The organism is Janthinobacterium paucivorans (genome assembly GCF_051380805.1).
GTDB classification, from domain to species: Bacteria; Pseudomonadota; Gammaproteobacteria; order Burkholderiales; family Burkholderiaceae_D; genus Janthinobacterium; species Janthinobacterium lividum_D.
The window spans coordinates 170,134-185,749 of sequence record NZ_JBNYXR010000009.1 but is presented as its reverse complement, the minus strand read 5'-3'; the positions used below and the strand labels follow the sequence as shown (position 1 = coordinate 185,749).

Below are 15,616 nucleotides of genomic sequence, written 5' to 3'. Positions count from 1 at the left end.
GAGCGTACTCGCGTACGCTTGCGCTTCTCGGCCACACATCGCTGCCACGCGCCGTGGTGTCGTCAGCCGCTTGGATAGCCAGACTAGAGCGCTCTTCGGAGCGCTTTTTTTACGCCTGGAAGAAAGCGAGATGCGATGCAATTGCAGACAGCATTGACAGCCGCGCTGGAAGCGGCCGCCGATCCCGCACGCGCGGCGTCCATGCAGGCTTATCTGCGCAACCAGTTCGTGTTCCTGGGGGTGGCCGCGCCGCAGCGGCGCCTGGCCGCCAACACCTGGCTGGCGCGCTTGCAAGGTGTCGGTTCAGATGTCTTGCTGGAACAGGCGCAACTGCTGTGGCAGCAGCCGCAGCGCGAATACCAGCACGTGGCGCTCGACATGCTGGCCCGATACCAAAGGCAACTGGGTACCGCTCACGTCCCCGCCCTGCTGGCACTGGCGCGCCAGCGCGCGTGGTGGGACAGCGTCGATGGCATGGCGGGCGTCATCGGCGACGTACTGCAGGCCGAACTGCGGCGCGGCGGCGACGCCCATGCACATATGGATGACGCCATGCGCCACACGGATTTCTGGCTGCGCCGCATCGCCATGCTGCACCAACTGGGCTGGCGCGCTAACACGGATGCCGGCTGGCTATTCGATGCAGCACTGGCGCTGGCCCAGGAAGACGAGTTTTTCATCCGCAAGGCCATCGGCTGGGCCCTGCGCGACTACGCGCGCCACGCGCCCGAAGACGTGGTGGCCTTTACTATCGCGCATCGCCAGCGATTGTCCCTGCTCAGCCGCCGTGAAGCGTTGAAGCACCAGCCACGCTGAACGCCTGCCCAGCGAGATCGGCATAGATGGCCAGCAAGGCTGGCACATCATGGGCCTTGCAGGCGTTGTACTGGACTACCGCCGTGGGCGAAATGTGTGTCTCGCTGGCGAGCGCCATGCGCGCCCCTGATGTGGAATGGGTGGAAAGTTGCAAAGGGTAACATGCTCGCCCGTGTCCTTGTCCTGATAACTGAGATAATGACAAGATTCGTCGCACAACGTCCATACAGGCGTCAGCAATCAAGCGCACCATCACAGCAGGAGTAAAGAGCATGAAATGGGAAGGCAATCGCGAAAGCGACAATGTGGAAGACTACCGTGGCGTGGCAGGCAGTGGTAGTGGCGGCGGTTTTGGCCTTGGTGGGCGCTCGATCGGTATCGGCACCATCGTCATCGCCCTCATCGGCGGCTATGTGCTGGGCGTCAATCCGTTGACCTTGCTCAATCTGCTTAGCGGCGGTGGCGGCCAGGTCAGCACGCAGCAAAGCCAGGCGCCCGCGCGCCAGTCACCGGCATCGGACGACATGGCACGCTTCGTGAAAATCGTGCTGGCTGATACGGAAGACACCTGGGGCGCCTTGTTCAAGGCCGAAGGCGGCAGCTATGTGCGCCCCAAGCTGCGGCTGTTTTCGGGCAGCACCGAGACGGCCTGCGGCACGGGCCAGAGCGCCAGCGGGCCCTTCTATTGCCCCGGCGACCAGAAAATCTACCTGGACCTCGATTTCTTCAAGCTGATGCAGCAGCGCTTCAAGGTCTCGGGCGAATTTGCCGAAGCCTATGTGATCGCGCACGAAGTGGGCCACCACGTGCAAAATCTGCTGGGCTTGTCCGAAAAGGTCGACCAGGCGCGCCGCACACAGTCGGAACGCCAGGCCAATGCCATGTCCGTGCGCCTGGAATTGCAGGCCGACTGCTTTGCCGGCGTCTGGGCCTTCCACGCGAACCAGGAGCGCAAGATCCTGGAACAGGGCGACGTGGAGGCGGCGCTGAAAGCGGCCACGGCCATCGGCGACGATGCGCTGCAGCGCCAGTCGCAAGGCCATGTCGTGCCTGACTCGTTTACGCACGGCAGTTCGGAACAGCGCGTGCGCTGGTTCAGCAAGGGCCTGGCAAGCGGCCAGATTTCACAGTGCAACACCTTCGAAGCGCGCCAGCTGTAATGCCGCTACAGCAAGCATGCCGCCACAGCCGACGGCATGCACTCAGGGCACGCCGACGTCGTAGCGCTTGCCCAGTCGCTTCAATTCGCCTGTCTCTATAAGCTTATTCAATTCCTGGTCGAACTGCAGGCGCAGCTTGTCGAAGGCGGGCGAACGGGGGAAGGCGAAATAGCCGTTTTGTATTTCTATGACTTTGGGCAAGGGTTTCACTTGGCGGCCATAGCCCAGGCGGCTGATCACGGGATCGGTATTGCGGCGGTTGCTGACGAACACATCGACGTGCTTGTGCACCAGCATCTTCAAGCCATTTTCCACATTATTGGCCACGCTGATCTGCAAGCCGTGACGCATGCGCTCCCAGTCCGTGCCATAGGCCCAGCCATTGAGCAGCACCACTCTGCGGTTCTTCAGTACCGCCGGGTCGCCATCCCAGTCGAAGCTGGCATCCTGGCGCGTGTAGAAGACCATCTGGTCCTGGTAAAACGGCTTGTCGGAAAAGCCCATGCTGGCGATACGCTCGGGCGTCTTGTAGGGGCCGATCAAGATATCGGCCTGGCCCTGCACCAGCATGGCTTGCGCACGCGCCCAAGGCAGCATGCGAAAGCGCACGGTATAGCCGGTGCGCGTCGCCATCAGGCGTACCAGCTCGACGCCCAGTCCCGCATACTCGCCACTGTCCTGGTACTCGAACACGCGCTCGAACTGCGCGCCCACGACCAGCAGCTCGCGCGCCTGTACCTGCAAGGACACGGCGCACGCCGGCCACAGCAGAGCCAAGGCAAGCCAGCGCCGCGCGGCTCGCCGCATCAGCCGACGATGCGCAAGGAGTAATCGGTGGCCCGCACATCCTTGGTCAGGCTGCCGACAGAGATGCGGTCCACGCCCGTTTCGGCAATCGCGCGCACGGTGTCGACATTGATGCCGCCCGATGCCTCCAGCAAGGCGCGGCCGTTGGTCATGGCCACTGCATCGCGCAGCATGTCGTTGCTGAAGTTATCGAGCAACACGGATACGGCGCCCGCCTCCAGCGCTTCGCGCAATTGCGCCAGGTTTTCTACCTCGATCTGCACCGGCACGCCCGCGTCGAGCATGCGCGCGTTTTCCAGGGCCTGGCTGACGCCACCGGCCGCCGCAATATGGTTTTCCTTGATCAGGATGCCATCGTACAGCGCCAGGCGCTGGTTCTTGCCACCACCGACGCGCACCGCGTACTTTTGCGCCAGGCGCAGGCCCGGCAAGGTCTTGCGCGTATCCAAAATGGACGCCTTGGTGCCCGCCACCACATCGACATAATGGCGCGTGGCGGTGGCCACGGCCGACAGCAATTGCAGGAAATTGAGGGCGCTGCGCTCGGCCGTCAGCAGGGCGCGTGCCGGCGCTTCAATGGTGCACACGACACTGTCGGCCTTCATCATGTCGCCTTCGGCATAATGCCAGACGATATCGATGCTGCGGTCCAGGCTTTTCATGATGCCTTCAAACCACGGCGCACCGCACAGCACGGCAGCTTCACGCACGATGACGCGCGCGGTCACGATCTCGTCGGGCGGCACCAGCTCGCCCGTCAGGTCGCACTGACCCACGTCTTCGAGCAAGGCGGCCAGCAAATTACCCTCGAACGCGCGCGCCAGGGCCGCATCGAAGGGAGCGAAAGAATTGACGAGAGTACTCATGCTGGACCGATTCCTTGGAACAATGTGGTTTCTTTTGCCAGGTCCGCACCAGGCTTGAGGCCCGCCTTCTTGGTGGCGGCGAAGTCGAGCATGCGCTTGATCGAACGCACGGCCAGCTGGCCGACGGCGGGATCGACGTGGATTTCATTGTGCATGTTTTCCAGCGTTTGCGCCAGATTCAGCAAGCCATTCATGGCCATCCACGGGCAGTGCGCACAACTCTTGCAAGTAGCACTGTTGCCGGCCGTGGGCGCTTCGATGAAACGCTTGCCCGGTGCCGCCGCGCGCATCTTGTGCAAGATGCCATTGTCGGTGGCGACGATAAAGGTGTCGGTGTCCATGGTTTGCGCTGCCGCAATCATTTGCGACGTCGAGCCCACCATGTCAGCCTGGGCCACCACGTTGGCGGGCGATTCCGGGTGCACGAGCACCTTCGCTTGCGGATACTCTTGCTTGAGCAAATCGAGCTCGATACCCTTGAATTCGTCGTGTACGAGGCAGCTACCCTGCCACAGCAGCATGTCGGCGCCCGTTTCCTTCTGGATATACGAACCCAGATGCTTGTCGGGCGCCCACAGTATTTTCTTGCCCTGCGCATGCAGATGGGCAACGATGTCGAGGCCGATCGACGACGTTACCATCCAGTCCGCGCGCGCCTTCACGGCGGCGCTGGTGTTGGCATACACCACCACCGTACGGTCGGGATGGGCGTCGCAAAAGGCCGTAAATTCGTCCACCGGGCAGCCAAGGTCGAGCGAACAGGTCGCATCGAGGTCGGGCATCAGCACGGTTTTCTCGGGACTCAGGATCTTTGCCGTTTCGCCCATGAAGCGCACGCCAGCGACGACCAGGGTCTTGGCCGCATGATCGCGCCCGAAACGGGCCATTTCCAGCGAGTCGGAGACGCAGCCGCCCGTGGCTTCGGCCAGGTCTTGCAGGTCAGCATCAACGTAGTAGTGGGCAACGAGCACGGCTTCGCGCTCGATCAGCAAGCGCTTGATGCGCGTGATCAGTTCGGCTTTCTCGGCCGGGGATGGCGTCGCTGGCGTGCGTGCCCAGGCGTGGGCGGTGCAGCTGGCTCCGTCTTGTGGATGTTCGTACTCGACGGATTTAATGGCTAAAGTTTGCATGGCTGTGTCAAACAAAAACGGGACAAACCGGCACGAACGCAATGAAGCAGTTGCGCCGGAACAAAAGGACCGCGGCGCGTCGGTTTGAATGGTGCCAACTGACGCCAGCAATTTACCAACGCCTGGCAAACCCGTAGCGAGCGGCAGCGATTTGTGGCCGTGATATGCAACCGCCCGACAGCAGGCTGCGCATCTCGGGCCGCAAAGCGCGACGCTCGATGGGTTAGCACAGGTGTTTAGTCGATGCCCTGGCTTCTGAGGTAATCCTCATAGTTGCCACGGTAGTCGACCACTTCATTTTCCTTGATCTCGATGATGCGGTTGGCCAGCGAGGATACGAATTCGCGGTCATGCGACACGAAGACCAGGGTGCCAGCGTATTTTTCCAGCGCGATGTTGAGAGACTCGATCGACTCCATGTCCATGTGGTTGGTCGGCTCATCGAGCATCAGCACGTTGTGGCGGCCCAGCATCAGCTTGCCGTACATCATGCGTCCCTTTTCACCACCGGACAACACCTTGACGGCTTTTTTCACATCGTCACCGCCGAACAGCAAGCGGCCCAGGATGGAACGCACGGCCTGGTCGTCGTCGCCCTCTTTCGTCCACTGGCCGATCCAGTCGGTCAAGTTGGTATCCTTGGCGAAATCTTCCGTCGGGTCTTGCGGCATATAGCCCACGTTGGCGTTTTCCGCCCACTTCACGCGGCCCTGGTCAGGCTGCAGGCCAGCCAGATCGCCCGCGATACAGCGCAGCATGGTGGTCTTGCCGGCGCCGTTGGCGCCGATGATGGCGATGCGCTCACCCGCTTCGACCATGATGCTGAAATTCTTGAACAGCTGACGATCGAAACCTTTCGAGATATTCTCGACTTCCACGGCCAGGCGGTGCAATTTCTTTTCGCCGTCGAAACGCACGAACGGATACGCGCGCGACGATGGCTTGATATCGTCAACCTTGATCTTTTCGATCTGCTTGGCACGCGACGTTGCCTGACGAGCCTTGGATTTATTCGCGGCGAAGCGGCGCACGAATTCCTGCAGCTCGGCAACCTTGTCTTTCGCTTTCGCGTTGTTGGCCAGTTGCTGGTTGCGCGCCTGGGTCGAGGCGAACATGTATTCGTCGTAGTTGCCCGGATAAATCTTCAGGGTGCCGTAATCCATGTCGGCCACGTGGGTGCAGACCTGGTTCAAGAAGTGGCGATCATGGGAAATGATGATCATGGTGGAATTGCGCTCGTTGAGCACGTCTTCCAGCCAGCGAATCGTGTTGATGTCCAAGTTATTCGTCGGCTCATCGAGCAGCAGGATGTCCGGATTCGAGAACAGCGCCTGCGCCAGCAACACGCGCAGCTTCCAGCCCGGCGAGACATTGCTCATCGGGCCTTGATGCAGTTCAATGGCGACACCGGCGCCCAGCAGCAGTTCGCCGGCGCGCGATTCGGCCGTGTAACCGTCGTATTCGGACACTTTGCCTTCCAGCTCGGCGGCCTGCATGTAGTCGTCGTCGGTCGCTTCCGGGTTCGCGTAGATCGCGTCGCGTTGCTGGATGGCCGCCCACATTTCCGTATGCCCCATCATGACCACGTCGAGCACGCGCATGTCTTCAAACGCAAACTGGTCCTGGCGCAGCTTACCCAGGCGCTCGTTGGTATCGAGCATGACGTTGCCGCCCGACGGGTCCAGGTCGCCGCCCAGGATCTTCATGAACGTCGACTTGCCGCAGCCGTTGGCGCCGATCAAACCATAGCGGTTGCCGTCGCCAAACTTGACGGAGATATTCTCAAACAATGGCTTGGCGCCAAACTGCATCGTAATGTTAGCTGTAGAAAGCATGTGGTATCGGGTCTTTATCCAGTGAAAACAGGTAGTTAAGTACTTTTTCACTATTATACAGCACCCACCAAGAGCCACTGTATAGCCCCCCTCAAAACAATGACTTACAACTGTATATTGAACGATTTAGGAGTGGCAAAATTCTAGCGCCCAACACTGAGCTACGGCAGCGCCACAGCCTACTATCGGCTCATAATGGCAATCGGCCAAGATCAGCGCGTAACGGGCTGAGCATCCTCGGGCGCCATGTGCGCGAAACAGGATCATTAATACTATTACCTCGCGCTCAGGTCGACTCGCGGCTTTTCCAGGATAGATGGCTCGTTATCTGTCGAGCGGTGCGCGTGGCTCCGCTCGGACAAGGCCCAAGGCGCCGACTCGCGGTCCTAAGCTGCGGTCTAGCTGGTCCGTCTCCCCAGCGACCTTCCTCATGCGGTTACTCTCCCACAGCAATGAACGAATATCTGGCGAGCCGCTTCTTATCCGAATTTCTCTCAAATCTGCGCTGCTCAGCGATTTTCGATGCTTGTTCATACCCTTAACCTTTGCCAAATTCTCAATTGAATAATGCTGAATTCAGAATCATGCGCGCTACCGCGCCATCACCTTCGACAGTCCCATCCAGTTCTTGGTGTACTGCGGAATGCGATTTCCCGACAACATTGCCTGAAAAAGTCAGGTTACATCGCATCAAACAGCCCTTGAAACATAGCGCCAATAGCTCGCCCTATCGTGCCGCACATACGCAATCCGTTGGGCAAACCAAGCGATCTACAAAAAGTCAACAGCGCGATCTTGAGCCGGAAAAATTTCGAAGTTCGCCAGTTGGAATGTGAGTGCTATTATGCGAAATTGACAATCTTCCATCAGGAATGCTGCATGTTTAAAATGGCTTTGCTAGTCTTCGGAATCATCATTACCTTCTTGCCACCAGCGTCGTGTGGCGCGTTGGAAGCAGGAGCCGATGTATTACGTGCAAAGGTGAGACGTAGGTTAGAGGATGCAAACCTGATGGTGGATTTTCGCATGTCATTGATCGATATGGCGTTGAAGGCATCGGGACGTAAATATGTCATTGAGGACTGCGTCACGCCTAAACGTCTCACTTCCGATGCGCGCTACGCACGGCTGGTCGAGGATGGCGGGATGTGTGATCTATTGACCACAGCGGGCGGAGCGCATTTCACCAGCAAGCTGTTACTGGTACCGGTACCCATTTATCTTGGCGGTGGCGGCTACCGCGTGTTCCTGGCCAACCGGGCGACCGTCGAGCGGGCTTCGTCCGTTGACGATCTTCGCGCCTTACAGCGCTTACGCATCGGCTCGGGCATCTTCTGGTCCGATAGCGACATCATGGCTGACAACGGCTTGACAGTGATACGCGCTGACTATCATCATTTATTTAGGATGCTAGAAGTCGGCAGGTTCGACTTGATGTCACGTTCGATATACGAGGTCGGCGGGGAAAAAGAGATAATTGCGGGTTATTCGGGCATCGTCGTCGAACCGCGCCTGTTGCTGCACTATCCGAGCGATCTGTTTTTTTACGTCTCCCGAGCGCGCCCTGACTTGCAGCAGGCGCTCACCGTCGGCATGACCAAGCTCTATTGCAGCGGTGAGTTGCGTCGACTCATCGAGCAACACCCTTCTACTAAGGATGCGCTGGCCGAATTAAACATTAAACAGCGCACCGTCATAGAGCTGAGTAATAAATATTTGAGCCCAGAGGAAGCACAGGCGATAGCGAACTTCCAAATGGAGCCGTCGGCGCGCAAGCTCAGGAAAGTATGCGGCGCAGGTCCGTGACAAGCTGCACAAGCTGATCGAGCCGTTCTATCTGAAAATCGAAGGCGCCCGGCACCCGCCGATCGGGCTGGAGCGCCGCTAGACAGCTTCAAGAAACATCAGCAACTGGAAGAAGGCGAAGGCCCGTGCCCAGAAGATTCACACCGGCATCGCGAACGCCCGCAAAGACTTCCTGCACAAAATCACAACGACGATCAGACTCGCCGCCCGCGCAAACCGCGCGCTCGTATGCATTGAGGACTTGCAGGACGCAACATGTCCAAGTCTTCCAAGGGCAACAGCGAACCGCACGACAAGATGGTGAAACAGAAGTCCGGTCTGAACCGCGCCATTCCATCCCTACCCCTCTTTGCTTGCGTTGGTGATAAGCACTTCATCGAGCGCATCAGTGCGCCCCCCCCCTTCAAACGGATAGCGACCACGGAAAGCCTCGGCAGAGGCAGGCAGAAAAGCAATGGGGCACTGTGGAACGCGCCGCGCCGGAGGCGGACATTTGTACCAAACTACATGACTCACCGCTTACGCGACATTGCTTGATGGAAATACATTATCGAACGATGCGTCAGCGCCACCCTCAACGCGCAGGCCGAGGAAGCTATCGTTGAGGCATGGCATGCCAACATCGATACAATGAGGAGGGGTCAGGACAAGCAGGCATTGAACGTGGTGGCGGTGCGCGGGCAGGCGCGTCAGCGCCTACTTGGGCAGTGGCGGCTGGCGCCGCCTCATAGGCATCGCCTACGTTGGGAGCGGCACCAGCGGCGTATGTGTGAGCAAGACTTTGTCGGCACTCAACGGCAGTAACTGGCGGCAAGCATGCCGCCAGGGATGCGCAATGCGCGCGCTTTTACATGCCCAGGGACTTGAGCAGGTCGGCGTTATCGTCGTCTTCAGGTTCGGCTGCTGCCGGCTCTGCGTCGCGTTCGCGGTTCGCGTATTCCGTCTCCATCAGCGCGTCGGTATCGATTTCACGCGAGTCGAAATCGTGCAACTTGATGAACTCGGTACGGTCGATCGCCAGTTCCAGATAGAAAATGTTATTTTTTTCCGTGTAAAAGGTGACGCGGCGCATTTCCGGACGGTCCAGCGGCGTGTCCACGCTGAGCATCACCTGCTTGTTCAGCACCAGCATCTTCGGCTGGCTCTGGGTGATGTTCGTTTGCAGCTCGCGCCGCACCTTGCCCGTAAAGTCGCCCACGATCTGGTTCATCAGCTCGCCCATGATGTTCGACACTTCGTCCGACGTGTAGAAACTGGCCAGTTCCGACTTTGGCATACCCATGTGCAACATATAGCGCTCGTAGATTTCCATCGCCGTATCGGCGGCGAAATTGAGCACCACCAGGCCAGTGAAACCGCCATCGAACATGACGAAGCAGCCGATGTCCGGCTTCAGGCCGGTCTTCGTAATGCGCTGCACCATGCCTGAATAATTGACTTTACTTTGCGTTGCAACGTTGAGTACCCGCACCACCGAGTTGCACAAACTCATTAACAAATCTTCTGTACCGTACACAACATCCTTTTCTGCATCCATGAGCAATCTCTCCTACTATTTTAAAGATGACAGCACTGTTTACCTGACCGTCGCGAGCAGAAACACAACAGTTTCGCTCAGCAAGCGGACGACTTCACCTTTGCATGCCTGACCTTGCCTGGCCATGCGAGCCGCGTTACCGCTGGCACGGACCGTCATTTTACTTTTTCTGTGTAGAAATAAGTATCAAAGCGCAGAATACCCATATGTAACATTCTCGTCCAGCCATACCTGCATTTACTTGACGATCTGTGCGGAAATGCCATATGCCGCGACCTGTGGGGATCAGGATGCTGCGGCCTAGGCGCGCAGGGGCAAGGCTCGGGGGCGATCCCCGGCTGGCCGCGCCGCGCCGGCCTGTGCGCTTTGCGGCGCGTCCGTCAGGCGAAACACTTGCACGGCGTGCGACAGCTGCGCCGCCTGATCCTGCATCGCAGTGGCCGCCGCCGCTGCTTCCTCGACCAGGGCCGCATTTTGCTGCGTCACCTGGTCCATTTGACTGATGGCTTCATTTACCTGCTCGATGCCGAGACGCTGCTCTTCGCTCGCATCGGTGATATCGCCGATGATGGCGCTCAGGCTCTGCACACTATCGACCACATCTTGCATGGTGGCACCGGCCTGGTCGACCAACTTGCTGCCCGCACCCACCTTGTCCACGGAATCATCGATCAAGCTCTTGATTTCCTTGGCGGCGCTGGCCGAACGCTGGGCCAAGTTGCGCACTTCGGTGGCAACGACGGCAAAACCGCGTCCCTGCTCACCGGCACGGGCAGCCTCTACGGCAGCATTCAGGGCCAGGATATTCGTCTGGAAAGCGATACCGTCGATCACGCCGATGATGTCGGCAATCTTGCGCGAGGAATCATTGATCGAACCCATGGTCTGCACCACTTCGGACACTACCGCACCGCCCTTGACTGCCACGGCGGACGCTGCCGACGCCAGCGAGCGCGCCGCCAGCGCATTGTCCGCATTTTGCTTGACGGCGGCAGTCAATTCCTCCATTGAAGAGGCTGTTTCTTCCAGCGAACTGGCCTGCTGTTCCGTGCGCGATGACAGGTCCATGGTCCCGGCAGCGATCTGCGCAGACGCAGTGGCGATGGTATCGGTACCTTCGCGCACTTCGCCCACGATGCTGACCAGCGCCGTGTTCATGTCACGCAGGGCGGCCATCAGCTGACCCGTTTCATCGTGCGAACGCACGACGATATCACTGCTCAGATCGCCCTGCGCCACACGCTGGGCCAACGCCACCGCCTCGGCCAGCGGACGGGTGATGTTGCGAGTCAGCAAGATCGCCAACATGCACGCCAGCAAAGCGGCGGTCGCGCCGCCGCCCAGCAAGACCAGCGTTGTGCGCAATTTCAAGGCAGCCACATCCAAGGCACGCTGCGCGAGCAACATACTTTCCGTCTTGCCGATGTCGGCAAGTACAATGCGCATCGCATCCATGGCGGCCTTGCCCTTGCCAGCCTGCTCGGCAGCCACCACGGCGTCGAGGCTGCCATCGACGTCCGCCGCGCGACGCAAGCCGATCACGGGCTCGATCGCCGTCGCCAGCCATTGCTTCTGTGCGCCTTCCAATGTCTTCAGTCGGTCCAGCTGTGCAGGGTTGTCGGCAGTCAAGGCGCGGATTTTTTGCAAATGTTCGGCAAAATCGCGCTGACCACTTGCCAGCGGCTCCAGTGAGCTATCCTTGCCGGTAAGGGCAAAGCCGCGCTCACCAGTCTCGATGTTGATCAGGCTTACGAGCAAGGCATCGGCCTCCCGCATGACTTCATAGGTATGAATATTGAGTCCATTGGCATCATCCAGGCGGGAAAAATTCGCTTGCGCAGAGGCGACCAATATGGCCAGCAAAGCGACGACGACGCCGAAGGCCAGATACAGGCGGGTACCGATCTTTAAGTTGGATAATGCCATTTTCATACTCCATATCAGAACAAACATCAAGGCGCCATCATAGCGAAAAATGTGGAAACTTTTGTTGCTTTAGGGATACAATTTATATCTTATCGTCTTTATCTTACTTCCATGGATCAATTGTCTGCCTTGCTGCTGCGCTTTGGATTTTCAGCCGATACTTTTTTCCAGGGGGCGTTTTGCGGCAATAACCACTTTCCCGCGCAACCGGGAAGGGGGCATTTGCACCTGGTGCGCGAGGGGCCGGCGACTTTCGCCCACGCAGACGGCACCGTGCTGCGCATTGATGCGCCCGCGCTGGTTTTCTATCCGCGCCCGCATACGCATGCGCTGCGCACCGGCGCCTGCACGGCGCAACTGCTATGCGCAACCGTGCATCTGGCCGGCGACGATGAGGCCATGCTCAACAGTCTGCCGGCCTTCCTGCATCTGCCACTGGCGCAACTTCCGGCCATGTCTGGCGTGCTCGAACTGCTGTTCGATGAGGCCCACCGTGGCGAACTGGGGCGAAAAGTGGTGCTCAACCGTCTGTGCGACGTCCTGATCGTCCAGCTATTGCGCCATGCGCTGGCCAACCGCCTCATGTCGGCCGCGTGCCTGCTCGACCAGTCCAACGCCGCCCTCACCAATGCCATGACTGCCATGCACGAGCATCCGGGGCGCCACTGGACGGTGGCATCGCTGGCAAGCCTGTGCGGCATGTCGCGCAGCCGCTTCGCGCGCCAGTTCCATGCGGCCGTCGCTTGCCCGCCGGCCCAATACCTGACGGGCCAGCGCATGCTGCGCGCCCAGGCGCTGCTACGGCAAGGCTGGCTGGTGCAAGATGTCGCGCTGGAAGTGGGCTATGGCAGCCAGCCGGCCTTCACCCGGGCCTTTCGCGCATGCACCGGCTTGTCGCCACGCGACTGGCTGGCACAGGGCGCAAGCTAGATCTCGAAGATGGCCAGCGAGTCGCCGCCCCGCCCCCGCTCCAGGCTGCGCAATCGCGTCACGCTGGCACCGCAAGTGTTCTGCCAGCCCGAATCTGCTCGGATGGCAACTTAGATGGCTAGCGCTGCGGCAGGTCGATGATGAAGATGCAACCATGACCAGGCACACTTTCCACACTCAAGGTGCCAGCATTGGCTTCCACGCTGCGCCGGGCAATCGACAGGCCCAGGCCCAGTCCCGTCTTGTTAGCACCGCCTTGCGTAAACGGCAAGAACAAGTCATGCGCGGCCTGCGGCGCCAGGCCGGCGCCGTTGTCTTCTACTTCGATCTTGACACGCTCGCCACTCGCATACGCGCGCAGCACCACCGTGCCATTTGGCGCACCGAACTTGAAGGCATTCTGCAGCAAGTTCCCCACCGCAGAGAGTAGCAAATCCTGGTCGGCATCGAGCTGCAGCAAGGGAGCAACCTCTTCCACAACCAAGGTGCAGCGTAGCAAGTCCGCCTCGAGCTGCGCCGAATAGCTGAGTTCACTGATAAAATTACTGAGCAAAAAGACCGACCGCTGCAAGGTCAGTCCCGCCTCCACCCGCACTTCCGCCAAAGAGCGGTCGATCAGGGTACGCAAACCGACGAGACTGCGGTCGAGCACGGCGCCCGTCGCCCCCGTCACGCCCATGCCGCCCTGCTTGATCGCGGCGACGGCCAGGCTGGCCGTACCCAGGTGATTGCGCAATTCATGGGCAAAAAAGCCGATGCGCTGGCTCAGCAGCAAAGCCTGCCCGTCAGCAATCAGCACGTCGCGCCGCTGGGTAAATTCGGAGACGGCTTCGGCAATGCCGTTGTCGAGGCAACGGTTCAACGTCCTGAATTCCTCGACGGCGAATTGCTCGCCCAGCGCCAGGGCCAGGTCGCTGACAGCCTGGCACAGGTCGCCATAATCGTGCACCACCTGGCTGACCGAATAGCCAAGTGCCAGTAATTGCCCGCCGTGCGTGGTGGCGCTATCGGCCAGTTCCGATATCGCCAGCGCATTGCCGTCGGCGGGACCGGAAATAGCCAGGCTCTTCACCATCAGGCCCGCCTCCTCGGCTTTCAAGGTGCGGATCAGCTGGTCCAGAAAGATGGGTATGCCATGTTGCAACTGTTGCTCGGTCGGTAATCGCAAAGGCCTCTTGGCAACTTTGTCTCGGCAACGACGCTCCAGTTCGGCGCGATTTTCGGATAAAAATAGATGCATCATGGCGTTTCCGGCAATCTCAAGGATGGACAATGCGCCAGCCTAAGCGAATGATCGGCCAAGCACCGTCTGCTAGCGAACATAACTGCGCATGCGCGCGTCTGGCAACGTGCGGCGCACGCGCCGATCATCGTCCCGTGCTATTGTCAGCAGATACCTAACCAAGCAGGTGCCGCCCATGCAAACCATTACTACCAGTGTCTCGTTCCGCTACATCGATCCGCGCCACAAGGAACCGGGCCCAAGCAGGGAATTCATCAATCAGAACATTCAGCTGCCAACGGGCGCCCATCTGCCGCGCCTGGGTGAAGCGATCGAACTGCTGCACTGGGACTTGCAGCGCGACGTGAAATCTGGCGTGTATTCGGTCCTGTTTGTCCACACGCGCATCGCCTTGTTTGATGGCAACGACAAGCCTTCCGCCTGGCACACCACGGTCACCGTGGGACCGCTGCCCGAAGACATCGACGCGCGCTTCCTTAGCGCTGCGTCCTGATAGCCGCACCACGAGCCCCACCCGTCTGGCCGGGCGCCAAAGCGCGCAATACGCGTCGTACAGTGCCCTGAAGCAAGCCGATGGTGCGGGCCAGCACGCCGGCGCCGTCCTATAATTGACGCTTCTCCTGTTTCCGTTCTTGAAAGCTCCCCATGTCTACACGCTTTTCCCGCCACCTAATTCGCTGCGCCGTCCTGGCGTGCTGCGCCCTGACCTCCCCGCAAGCGGCTCTTGCACTGGAGACGGGCCCTGTCGACGCGCGCGCCGTATGGCAGGAACGCTCGCTGTCGGCCTGCCGCAGCGAGCAATCGAGCGCCGCGCCCGAGGTCTGCCTGCTGCGCAGCATGCAGCGCTACGGCGCGCGTCCGCGAGCGATCGCCGCAGCCAGGATGCTGGTCAAGGCAGGCAAGGCGGGCTTCATCTCGGCCTGGCGCCCGCTGGACAAGGCGGCACTGGCCACCGTGACCTATCCTTTCCGCGCCAACACGAACGAAGGCAGCTTGCTCATTGGCAGCGATGGCGCGGCCATCGACGTCGACGAAGACGCGGTGCGCGAGGAAGACCGCGCCAGCCCCGCCTGGCGCGCCTTTGCCAGCGCCCACCCGGACGCCGTACCGTTTGCTCCGGCCGAGTTCGTCGGCAGCACGGCCATCGGCGATGGCGGCTTGCGCTTGCTGTTTGCCACGCCCATGAAAAGCTGCCATGCTTGCGCCGACGACGGCGCGCTGCTGGTCGCCTATACGGTAGACAAGACAGGTGTCGTGCGCGAACGGGAACTGTTGACGATCAAGTAAATTTGACGGGCCCGACAGACAGCGCCGAAGAGCGCAAGAGCGCCCCCGTGGTGGGCGAAACGGTCATCGTCGGCGAATTGCTGGCGGGCCTGTTGGTGCTGGAAATATATGTGCTGGAACCGCCGCCGTTCAACCATGGTCTGGCATTGGCCACCTGCTAGGATGAAACCAGGGCACCCTGGCGCCTCAGGCGGCGTCCCGGCTTGCCATGGCATCTGAAAAGGATGCCGGAAGAGACCCATGCCAGCCTCTAGCCTCTAACCTCTAGCCTCT

At 60.0% G+C, this 15,616-nt stretch carries 14 protein-coding genes and 1 pseudogene; 8 read left to right on the top strand and 7 right to left on the bottom strand.

Translation table 11 applies throughout. The features are described 5' to 3' along the window. The first annotated feature begins 135 nt into the window (after nt 1-135). Nucleotides 136-816, top strand: a complete 681-nt coding sequence (locus ACQ4V8_RS13290) for a DNA alkylation repair protein (RefSeq protein ID WP_436571630.1) — start codon at nt 136-138, stop codon at nt 814-816. Nucleotides 817-1,088: 272 nt separating this feature from the next. Continuing rightward, nucleotides 1,089-1,976, top strand: coding sequence for a KPN_02809 family neutral zinc metallopeptidase (ypfJ, locus tag ACQ4V8_RS13285; RefSeq protein ID WP_010397945.1), 888 nt, complete (start codon nt 1,089-1,091; stop codon nt 1,974-1,976). A 42-nt stretch (nt 1,977-2,018) separates the two neighbouring features. On the opposite strand, the gene ACQ4V8_RS13280 is transcribed toward ypfJ, so the two are convergent. The 4 genes from ACQ4V8_RS13280 to ACQ4V8_RS13265 form a co-directional block, all read right to left on the bottom strand. Continuing rightward, entirely contained in the window at nt 2,019-2,753 is a 735-nt protein-coding gene (locus ACQ4V8_RS13280; RefSeq protein ID WP_261981164.1) for a substrate-binding periplasmic protein, read from the bottom strand. Between the two features lie 29 nt (nt 2,754-2,782). Next, a complete protein-coding gene (gene nadC / locus ACQ4V8_RS13275) occupies nt 2,783-3,649 on the bottom strand; it encodes a carboxylating nicotinate-nucleotide diphosphorylase (RefSeq protein WP_010397942.1) in 867 nt (288 codons plus the stop codon). Beyond that, the gene (gene nadA, locus ACQ4V8_RS13270; protein WP_010397939.1) at nt 3,646-4,779 is read right to left on the bottom strand and encodes a quinolinate synthase NadA; all 1,134 of its coding nucleotides are present in this window, start codon (nt 4,777-4,779) and stop codon (nt 3,646-3,648) included. The genes nadC and nadA overlap by 4 nt, the downstream gene beginning before the upstream one ends. 236 nt (nt 4,780-5,015) lie before the next feature. Further along, a complete protein-coding gene (locus ACQ4V8_RS13265) occupies nt 5,016-6,614 on the bottom strand; it encodes an ABC-F family ATPase (RefSeq protein ID WP_010397937.1) in 1,599 nt (532 codons plus the stop codon). Nucleotides 6,615-7,493: 879 nt separating this feature from the next. Between ACQ4V8_RS13265 and ACQ4V8_RS13260 the strand changes: the two genes are divergently transcribed. Continuing rightward, entirely contained in the window at nt 7,494-8,420 is a 927-nt protein-coding gene (locus ACQ4V8_RS13260) for a hypothetical protein (RefSeq protein WP_436571629.1), read from the top strand. Between the two features lie 100 nt (nt 8,421-8,520). Then, nucleotides 8,521-8,753: pseudogene (locus ACQ4V8_RS13255) on the top strand (transposase); the annotation flags it as partial. A gap of 514 nt (nt 8,754-9,267) precedes the next feature. Here the strand turns inward: ACQ4V8_RS13255 and ACQ4V8_RS13250 are convergent. After that, nucleotides 9,268-9,957, bottom strand: coding sequence for a DUF3334 family protein (locus ACQ4V8_RS13250; protein WP_010397915.1), 690 nt, complete (start codon nt 9,955-9,957; stop codon nt 9,268-9,270). A 300-nt stretch (nt 9,958-10,257) separates the two neighbouring features. Further along, nucleotides 10,258-11,883: a methyl-accepting chemotaxis protein gene (locus ACQ4V8_RS13245; protein WP_436571628.1), complete on the bottom strand. Its 1,626-nt coding sequence runs from the start codon at nt 11,881-11,883 to the stop codon at nt 10,258-10,260. A 111-nt stretch (nt 11,884-11,994) separates the two neighbouring features. Between ACQ4V8_RS13245 and ACQ4V8_RS13240 the strand changes: the two genes are divergently transcribed. Further along, nucleotides 11,995-12,813, top strand: coding sequence for an AraC family transcriptional regulator (locus ACQ4V8_RS13240; protein WP_436571627.1), 819 nt, complete (start codon nt 11,995-11,997; stop codon nt 12,811-12,813). Nucleotides 12,814-12,931: 118 nt separating this feature from the next. Here ACQ4V8_RS13240 and ACQ4V8_RS13235 read toward each other — a convergent pair whose 3' ends face one another. After that, the gene (locus tag ACQ4V8_RS13235; RefSeq protein ID WP_208760794.1) at nt 12,932-14,056 is read right to left on the bottom strand and encodes a sensor histidine kinase; all 1,125 of its coding nucleotides are present in this window, start codon (nt 14,054-14,056) and stop codon (nt 12,932-12,934) included. Between the two features lie 175 nt (nt 14,057-14,231). Here ACQ4V8_RS13235 and ACQ4V8_RS13230 point away from each other — a divergent pair, with 175 nt between their 5' ends. The 3 genes from ACQ4V8_RS13230 (at nt 14,232) to ACQ4V8_RS13220 (ending at nt 15,504) form a co-directional block, all read left to right on the top strand. Next, nucleotides 14,232-14,549: a hypothetical protein gene (locus ACQ4V8_RS13230; protein WP_029496383.1), complete on the top strand. Its 318-nt coding sequence runs from the start codon at nt 14,232-14,234 to the stop codon at nt 14,547-14,549. A gap of 152 nt (nt 14,550-14,701) precedes the next feature. Further along, the gene (locus tag ACQ4V8_RS13225) at nt 14,702-15,343 is read left to right on the top strand and encodes a hypothetical protein (protein ID WP_436571626.1); all 642 of its coding nucleotides are present in this window, start codon (nt 14,702-14,704) and stop codon (nt 15,341-15,343) included. 2 nt (nt 15,344-15,345) lie between these two features. Beyond that, nucleotides 15,346-15,504, top strand: a complete 159-nt coding sequence (locus ACQ4V8_RS13220) for a hypothetical protein (protein ID WP_157998732.1) — start codon at nt 15,346-15,348, stop codon at nt 15,502-15,504. The last annotated feature ends 112 nt before the right edge of the window (nt 15,505-15,616 follow it).